The 8,557-nt window shown below is 65.4% G+C and carries 8 protein-coding genes and 1 pseudogene; 3 read left to right on the top strand and 6 right to left on the bottom strand.

Going from position 1 to position 8,557, the window contains the following annotated elements; genetic code table 11:
* From B2527_RS07895 to ahpC, 5 genes and pseudogenes are all read right to left on the bottom strand, one after another.
* A pseudogene (locus B2527_RS07895) lies at positions 1-149 on the bottom strand (transaldolase family protein); the annotation flags it as partial.
* Positions 150-185: 36 nt separating this feature from the next.
* On the bottom strand, positions 186-611 hold the full coding sequence (gene rnk / locus B2527_RS07890) for a nucleoside diphosphate kinase regulator (RefSeq protein WP_293707661.1): 426 nt from the start codon (positions 609-611) through the stop codon (positions 186-188).
* A gap of 282 nt (positions 612-893) precedes the next feature.
* A complete protein-coding gene (locus B2527_RS07885; protein WP_293707659.1) occupies positions 894-1,826 on the bottom strand; it encodes a LysR substrate-binding domain-containing protein in 933 nt (310 codons plus the stop codon).
* 147 nt (positions 1,827-1,973) lie between these two features.
* Positions 1,974-3,566: an alkyl hydroperoxide reductase subunit F gene (gene ahpF / locus B2527_RS07880; RefSeq protein WP_293707657.1), complete on the bottom strand. Its 1,593-nt coding sequence runs from the start codon at positions 3,564-3,566 to the stop codon at positions 1,974-1,976.
* A gap of 197 nt (positions 3,567-3,763) precedes the next feature.
* Entirely contained in the window at positions 3,764-4,324 is a 561-nt protein-coding gene (ahpC, locus tag B2527_RS07875; RefSeq protein ID WP_293707655.1) for an alkyl hydroperoxide reductase subunit C, read from the bottom strand.
* Positions 4,325-4,625: 301 nt separating this feature from the next.
* Here ahpC and prmC point away from each other — a divergent pair, with 301 nt between their 5' ends.
* Entirely contained in the window at positions 4,626-5,468 is an 843-nt protein-coding gene (prmC, locus tag B2527_RS07870) for a peptide chain release factor N(5)-glutamine methyltransferase (RefSeq protein ID WP_293707653.1), read from the top strand.
* 211 nt (positions 5,469-5,679) lie between these two features.
* Here the strand turns inward: prmC and B2527_RS07865 are convergent, their stop codons facing one another.
* A complete protein-coding gene (locus tag B2527_RS07865) occupies positions 5,680-5,883 on the bottom strand; it encodes a hypothetical protein (RefSeq protein WP_293707651.1) in 204 nt (67 codons plus the stop codon).
* A gap of 7 nt (positions 5,884-5,890) precedes the next feature.
* On the opposite strand from B2527_RS07865, the gene B2527_RS07860 reads away from it, so the two are divergent.
* Both B2527_RS07860 and pip read left to right on the top strand, forming a co-directional pair.
* Positions 5,891-7,033 (top strand): erythromycin esterase family protein, encoded by a 1,143-nt coding sequence (locus tag B2527_RS07860; RefSeq protein WP_293707650.1) that lies wholly within the window; start codon positions 5,891-5,893, stop codon positions 7,031-7,033.
* Between the two features lie 75 nt (positions 7,034-7,108).
* On the top strand, positions 7,109-8,050 hold the full coding sequence (gene pip, locus B2527_RS07855; protein ID WP_293707649.1) for a prolyl aminopeptidase: 942 nt from the start codon (positions 7,109-7,111) through the stop codon (positions 8,048-8,050).
* Positions 8,051-8,557 lie beyond the last annotated feature (507 nt).

Below are 8,557 nucleotides of genomic sequence, written 5' to 3'. Positions count from 1 at the left end.
ACCGGCAGGTCGAGGGCTTTCTTCACCAGGGTCGGGTTGGTGGTGCAGTCGACCGGACGCAGACGCTTGATGGCTTCGTAATCACCGGTGTCGGCGACGACGACGGACAGTTCACGCAACTGGGCGAGCTTGGAGGGGGCCTGGGACATCATGGTTTCCTGTTGCAGGGGCGGCGCCGGACGCGCTCAGCGGTGGAAATCACCAGCCGCCTCGGGCTGGTAGTGGACAGCGGTGACGCGCAGGCGCAGCTTGCGGCCACCGGGTGCGGTCCAGTCGATGGTCTGGCCGACCGACAAGCCCAGCAGGGCGCTGCCGACCGGTGCCAGCACGGACACGCGGCCCTTGTCGAAATCCGCTTCGTGCGGATAGACCAGGGTCAGGGAATGCTTTTCGTTGTGCAGTTCGTCTTCGCAGTCCACACGGGAGTGCATGGTGACGATACCAGCGGGGATTTCTTCCGGCGGCAGCACCTGCGCGCGTTCAAGTTCCTGCGCAAGGGCAACGGCGGCCGGGTGCCGGCTCAGGGCCGGGGAGTCCAGCAAGGCCTCCAGACGGGCAATGTCGCGGGTGGAAACGATGATGGATGGCGGCAGACCGCTGTGGCTGGTCATGGGAATTCCTTATCTGAATGAAAAACAAGCAAAAGGCGACGCTTTGTCGGCGCCGCCCGGGCTTCTATTGTGCTGGTGAAACGGGCCATAGGCGACCCTTGGGAAGATCATGGGGCCGCTGCGCCCCGGATGCAATGTGGGGGAGGGGGATATTCAGGTTTGGGGTGCTGCGGAGAGCACCCCTCCCCAACCCTCCCCTCCGGCTGCGGCGCAAGAGAGGGAGCCAAGCCTTGCCCCCTCCCTTGCGCGCAGCGGAGGGGAGGGCCGGGGAGGGGTAGGCTTTTAAGCTTGAACCTGCGGCGATTGCGCCGGCGCCTCCAGCAACCCTGCCGGCAGCTGTTTGAACAACTGCGCGAACTGTTCCAGGAACGCGCCCATCGCCGAGCTGCGGCGCCAGACCATGCCGATGCGGCGGTTGGGGTGCGGGTCGCCGTGGAAGGGGATCAGTTTGACGTTCTCCGAGCGGGCCACCGGCGGCTTCACCGCCAGCATCGGCAGCAGGGTGACACCGACGTTGGCTGCCACCATCTGCCGCAGGGTTTCCAGGCTGGTGGCCTGGAACTCGGATTTCTCCAGCGCGCCGGCCATATGGCAGACATCCAGCGCCTGGTCGCGCAGGCAGTGGCCGTCCTGCAGCAGCAACAGGCGCTGGTCGGACAAGTCGTCCAGGCTCAGCGCCGCGTGCGCGGTGAGCGGGTGGCCTTCGGGTGCGGCCAGCACGAAGGGTTCCTCGAACAGGAACTCGGTGTGCAGCTGTTCGTCGGCCACCGGCAACGCCAGCAGGGCCGCATCGAGCTGGCCGTTGCGCAGCTGGGCCAGCAGCACATCGCTTTTTTCCTCAACCAGCAGCATTTCCAGCTGCGGGAAGCGCTGGCGGATGGCTGGCACCACGTGTGGCAGCAGATAGGGGCCCAAGGTTGGGAAGATTCCCAGACGCACGGTACCCGCTTCCGGATCGCGGGCGCGGCGTGCGGCTTCCTTCATCTGTTCCACCTCGGCCACGATGCTGCGCGCGCGGGCGGCAGCTTCGCGGCCGGCCGGGGTCAGCATCACCTTGCGCGGCGCACGCTCCACCAGCGGCACACCCAGTTCCTCTTCCAGCTTCTTGATCTGGGTGGACAGGGTGGGCTGGCTGACGAAGCTGGCAGCGGCGGCACGGCCAAAGTGCTTGTGTTCGGCCAGTGCCACCAGGTACTTCAGGTCACGAAGGTTCATGTCGGGCTCCCGGCTATCACCTTCTCCCTGCGGGAGAAGGTGCCCCGAAGGGGCGGATGAGGGTTGGGCCAAGCCCATGTTTTTCAGGATTGCAGAAGGTTCTACCCTCACCCCAACCCCTCTCCCGCAGGAGAGGGGCTTTGAGCATCAGGCGGTTGCTGTGTCTACCGCTGCAGGCTGCAGTACTGGCGTACGGATCAGATGATCGAAGGCACTGAGCGCGGCGGTCGAACCGGCACCCATCGCAATGATGATCTGCTTGTACGGCACCGTGGTGCAGTCGCCGGCGGCAAACACGCCCGGCACATTGGTCTGGCCGCGGTCATCGATGATGATCTCGCCGCGACCGCTCAGGTCCACCGTGCCACGCAGCCACTCGGTGTTCGGCAGCAGGCCGATCTGCACGAAGATGCCTTCCAGTTCGACCCGGTGCGAATCGCCGCCGACACGGTCGGTGTAGACGATGCCGTTGACCTTCTGGCCGTCGCCCAGCACTTCGGTGGTCTGTGCGTTGAGCACCACCTTCACGTTGGGCAGGCTGTTGAGCTTGGCCTGCAGCACCTGGTCGGCACGCAGCTTGCTGTCGAACTCGAACACGGTGACGTGGCTGACGATGCCGGCCAGGTCGATGGCCGCTTCCACGCCGGAGTTGCCGCCGCCGATCACCGCCACACGCTTGCCCTTGAACAGCGGACCGTCACAGTGCGGGCAGTAGGCCACGCCCTTGTTGCGGTACTCGTCCTCGCCCGGAACGTTCATCTGCCGCCAGCGGGCGCCGGTGGACAGGATCACGCTCCTGGACTTCAGCGAGGCACCGTTCTCCAGCTGCACTTCGACCAGGCCATCGGCACCGGCCGGCACCAGCTTGGTGGCGCGCTGCAGGTTCATGATGTCCACCTCGTACTCACGCACGTGGGCTTCCAGTGCGGCGGCGAGCTTCGGGCCTTCGGTGTGCTGCACCGAGATGAAGTTCTCGATCGCCATGGTGTCCAGCACCTGGCCGCCGAAACGCTCGGCAGCAACGCCAGTGCGGATGCCCTTGCGTGCGGCATAGATCGCCGCTGCAGCACCGGCCGGGCCACCGCCCACCACCAGCACGTCGAATGCATCCTTGGCCTTGATCTTCTCGGCTTCGCGGGCAACGGCGCCGGTATCCAGCTTGGCCACGATCTGCTCCAGGCTCATGCGGCCCTGGTCGAAGATCTCGCCATTGAGGAACACGGTGGGCACCGACATCACCTGGCGCTGCTCCACTTCGTCCTGGAACAGGGCGCCGTCGATGGCCACGTGCTTGATGTTGGGGTTCAGTACCGCCGCCAGGTTCAGCGCCTGCACCACATCCGGGCAGTTCTGGCAGGACAGCGAGAAATAGGTTTCAAAGCGGTACTCGCCCTTCAGGTCGCGGATCTGCTCCAGCAGTTCGGCCGCTTCCTTGGACGGATGGCCGCCAACCTGCAGCAGGGCCAGTACGAAGGAGGTGAACTCGTGGCCCATCGGCAAGCCGGCGAAGGTCAGGCCGATGTTCTGGCCCGGGCTGTCCAGGTCGAACGAGGGCACGCGGCCCTGGCCGTCACGGCGCACGTCAAGGGTGATCTTGTCCGTCAGCGTGACCAGCGTGTTGAGCAGCTCCATCATCTCCTGCGACTTGGCGCCATCATCGGCGTGCGCGGTGATGTGGATCGGGCGGGTCACCCGTTCCAGGTAGGCTTTGAGCTGGGTCTGCAGGTTGGCATCCAACATGGACAATCTCCTAATCAAGGCAAAACGTTGGGCAATACGGCGGCATTGACGTCGCTGCGTGGGGGCAGGTCGCCTGGGAATGTAGGGGTGAACCGCAGCCTGCTTGCTCGGCTTGCTGGCGCCGTGCTGGCTGGCGTCAAACACGCTGCGGTTCACCCCCACGCCCGCAGCGGGGCGGGGTGGGAGCGAGGGACGGCTTAGATCTTGCCGACCAGGTCCAGCGACGGCGCCAGGGTCTTTTCGCCTTCCTTCCACTTGGCCGGGCACACTTCGCCCGGGTGGCTGGAGACGTACTGGGCAGCCTTGACCTTGCGCAGGGTGTCGGCGGCTTCGCGGCCGATGCCTTCAGCGGTGATTTCCACCGACTGGATCACGCCCTGCGGGTCGATGATGAACGTGCCACGGTCAGCCAGGCCGGCCGGACGCAGAACGTCGAAGTTCTTCGAGATCTGGTGGGTCGGGTCGCCGATCATGGTGTACTTGATCTTGCCGATGGCGGCCGAGGTGTCGTGCCATGCCTTGTGCGAGAAGTGGGTGTCGGTGGAAACCGAGTACACCTCGACGCCCAGCTTCTGGAATTCGTCGTAATGCTCGGCCAGGTCTTCCAGCTCGGTCGGGCAGACGAAGGTGAAGTCGGCCGGGTAGAACACAACCACGGACCACTTGCCCTTCAGGTCGGCGTCGCTGACCTTGACGAACTGGCCGTTCTTATAAGCATCGGCCTCGAACGGCAGGATTTCGGTATTGATGACGGACATCGTTTTTCCTCTTGTGGAAGGGGTGGGTGGAAAGCGTTGAGGGAGAGACTAATAGGCAGTGCCTAATAAAACAAATGAATTGGATGCATCGTATCAATAGGTTTTGACTATCGGTCCCGCCCGTGAACCTGCTGCAAGCCTTGATATCGGGGGCTTTGCGGGGTTTCCAAGCCGCTTCCGGCAAAGCTGAACGGATTGGAATAGGCAGGGCCAATGCCGGTGACAGACGCCGGCGGTAGGCAGGACGGGGCGGGCTGACTATCCTCGCCGTCCTGGAAATACGCCGCGAAGAGGTAGTGAAGTGTCCACGCTGAAGGTTGCCGAGCTGTTGCGGGAGGCCGCTGCGCGCCTGCCGGGCGACGATGCCCGCCATGAGGCAGAGCAGTTGCTGATCCATGTGCTGGGCGTGGAACGGGCCTGGTTGTTCGCCCATGCCACCGACACGGTGGACGAAGACAGCCGGCAGCGCTTCGAGCGGCTGCTGACGCGCCGCGCCGAGGGCCACCCGCTGGCCTACCTGCTGGGCCGCCGTGGGTTCTGGACGCTGGATCTGCAGGTCAATGCCGCCACCCTGATCCCGCGCCCGGAAACCGAGCTGCTGGTGGAGCAGGCGCTGGCGCGGTTGCCGGCCGACGACATGGTGCGGGTGGCCGACATGGGCACCGGCAGTGGCGCGATCGCGCTGTCCATTGCCAGTGAGCGGCCGCTGGCCACGGTGATGGCCACCGATCTGCTGGGCCCGGCGCTGGCGGTGGCGGTGAAGAACGCGCAGGCGCATGGCCTGGACAACGTCTGGTTCCGCCGCGGGCACTGGTATGCGGCGTTGGGCGCGGACCGTTTCGACATGATCGTCAGCAACCCGCCGTATATCGCGGCGGGCGATCCGCACCTGGCCCAAGGCGATCTGCGGTTCGAGCCGCCACCGGCACTGGCTTCCGGCGCCGATGGCCTGGATGCGATCCGCGAGATCATCGGCGGCGCGCACGAACACCTGGTGGCGGGTGGCTGGCTGTTGCTGGAACACGGCTGGGACCAGGGCGAGGCGATCCGCGCGCTGCTGGTGCAGGCCGGGTTCGAGCAGGCGCAGACGGTGCAGGATCTGGAGCAGCGCGACCGCGTCACCCTGGGGCGTTGGCCGGGATGAGGTGGGACGCGTTTGGCGCGGCATAGTTGTCGCTGTCGCTGTCGTTGCAGAAGTTCCTGGCTTGTCATTCCCGCGCAGGCGGGAATTGTTCCTGCGTTGGTTTCGGCTCCTGCTGCGGTCTCAGCTTCGGCCCGACACAGCGCAGCCATCAAGATCCCGGCGTCATGGCGATTCCTGCCTGCGCGGGAATGACGGCTTGCGGATATCCAGGTCAGAAACGGACACAGCCGCGCAGCAGGCCGGTCAGATTTTGGCGCACGACGGTGGTCTGATCCTTTCGTACCATCGAGGCATCCATACCGGAGATGCCGATGATCCGCACGTCCGCCGCGGCTGCCCTGCTGCTCGCATCGTTGACCTGTTTGCCGGCCTCGTCTGCCAACCGGCAAGGGCCGTTGCATCCTTTGCGGGACACCACGCCGATGCACGACGACTACGCTGATCTGGCACCGTTGGGCGCGGCAATCGGCGACAAGCGCATCGTCATGCTGGACGAACTGACCCATGGCGAAGGCAATATCTACCAGAGCAAGGTGCGCACCGTGCGCTACCTGCATGAGCGCAAGGGCTTCGACCTGCTGGTGCTGGAAAGCGGCCTGTTCGATGTCACCCGGCTGTGGCAGTCACGCCGGCCGCTGCGGACCAATGCGCCGGGCAACATCTTCTACATGTATGCCAACAGCGCCGAGCTGTGGCCGTTGTACGACTACCTGGACGCGCAGCGCGATGCGCCGGCCGCGATGCAGCTGGCCGGTTTCGACGGCCGCCTGAGTGGCGCGCTGTCGCGCACGCAGCTGGTGCCGCAACTGCGCGCGCGGCTGGCACGGCAGCCACTGAATGCGCGCCAGCAGGTCCGTGTGCAGGGTTATCTGCAGCAGCTGCAGCACCTGCTTGACGGCGAGCTGGCGCCAGCGGATGCGGCCACCCGCCAGCAGTTCCTGGCGGACGCGCAATGGCTGCCCGGCCTGCTGCCCGCTGCCGATGAGGAACACGGCGAGGATGTGTTCGACAGCGACGGCTTCTGGCGGCGCATCAATGCCAGCCTGCAGCGCATGGCCGAGGTGAGCTGGCAGCTGCGGCCGTTCGACGAACACGATCCGGTGATGGCCGACAATCTGCGTTGGTTGCTGGAACAGGCCTATCCCGGCCGCAAGGCGGTTGTCTGGGGCCACTACGCGCACCTGAACAAGCTGGGCGGCTACCGCGACGGTCATCCGCGCGGCTTCCCGCCGGTCGACAACGTGACCCGCGCGCTGCCGGCGGTGCTGCAGGCACAGACCTATGTGCTGCATTTCGCCGGTGCCCAAGGCCGCTACCGCGATTACATCGACCAGCAGGCACGGCAGGTGGTGGCCACACCGCAGCAGCTGGAAGCGCGCCTGACCGCACATGGCCCGGTGTTCGTGGACCTGCATGCCGGCCGCGTGCCCGGCGAGGAGGACGCCGGCAAGCGGCTGTGGAGCATGGATTACGCCGATGGCCTGGGCTTGCCCGAGGCGCGGCAACGCTTCGACGGCATGTGGCTGCAGCCGGGCATCACCCCGTCCGACTACCGCACGCCCTGAGCGCCACCAGCCGTGCTGACGGGTAGCAACACAGGGCTGCGTTAAACTACGCGGCCTGTTCCCAGCGAGGCTGCCATGCGCACGCTCTATCCCGCCATCGAGCCCTATGAAACCGGCACGCTCAAGGTCGACGACCGCCACACGCTGTACTTTGAACAATGCGGCAACCCCGACGGCAAGCCGGTGGTGATGCTGCACGGTGGCCCCGGTGGCGGCTGCAGCGACAAGATGCGGCAGTTCCACGACCCGGCCAAGTACCGCATCATCCTGTTCGACCAGCGCGGTTCGGGCCGTTCCACCCCGCATGCTGATCTGGTGGACAACACCACCTGGGATCTGGTCGCCGACATCGAGAAGCTGCGCGAAAAGCTTGGCGTGGCGCAGTGGCAGGTCTTTGGTGGCAGCTGGGGTTCCACCCTGGCGTTGGCTTATGCCGAGACCCACCCGCAGCGTGTCACCGAGCTGGTGCTGCGCGGCATCTTCATGCTGCGCCGCTGGGAGCTGGAGTGGTTCTACCAGGAAGGCGCCAACCGCCTGTTCCCGGATGCATGGGAGCACTACCTCAAGCCGATTCCGTTGGTTGAGCGGCATGACCTGATCTCGGCCTTCCACCGCCGCCTGACCAGCGACGACGAGACCACGCGGCTGGACGCCGCGCGTGCCTGGAGCGTGTGGGAAGGCGCCACCAGCTTCCTGCACGTGGATGACGACTTCATCAACAGCCACGAAGACCCGCAGTTCGCGCTGGCCTTCGCCCGCATCGAGAACCACTACTTCGTCAACGGTGGCTTCTTCGAAGTGGAAGACCAACTGCTGCGTGACGCGCACAAGATCGCCCATATCCCCGGCGTGATCGTGCACGGCCGTTACGATGTGGTGTGCCCGCTGGCCAACGCCTGGGATCTGCACAAGGTCTGGCCGAAGGCACAGCTGCAGATCACCCCGGCCTCCGGCCACTCGGCATTTGAAGCCGAGAATGTGGACGCGCTGGTGCGCGCGACCGACAGCTTCGCCTGATAGCCCGGGATTGGCCCCCCTCCCTTTGCCGCTGGCAAGGGGAGGGTTGGGGAGGGGTGCTTTGCGCTGTTGGTCCAGCGGTGATTTAGCGCGATTGGATTGCTGGGCAGGCCCTGCCGAGCATGGCTCGGCACTACACCTGCGTCCCGCCCTTTGCCGCAGGCAAGGGGAGGGCTGGGGAGGGGTGCTTTGCGCTGCAGATCCAGCGGTGATTTAGCCTGATTGGATTGCTGGGCAAGCCCTGCCGAGCATGGCTCGGCACTACACCTGCGCTCCTCCCTTTGTCGCAGGCAAGGGGAGGGTTGGGGAGGGGTGCTTTGCGCCGTTGGTCCAGCAGTGATTTAGCGTGATTGGATTGCTGGGCAAACCCCTGCCGAGCATGGCTCGGCACTACACCTACACCCCCTCCCTTTGCCGCAGGCAAGGGGAGGGTTGGGGAGGGGTGCTTTGCGCTGTAGATCCAGCAGTGATTTAGCGCGATTGGATGGCTGGGCAAGCCCTTGCCGA

This window comes from Stenotrophomonas sp. UBA7606, from assembly GCF_002477705.1.
Taxonomy (GTDB): domain Bacteria; phylum Pseudomonadota; class Gammaproteobacteria; order Xanthomonadales; family Xanthomonadaceae; genus Stenotrophomonas.
This window is presented reverse-complemented; position numbering and strand designations above follow the sequence as displayed.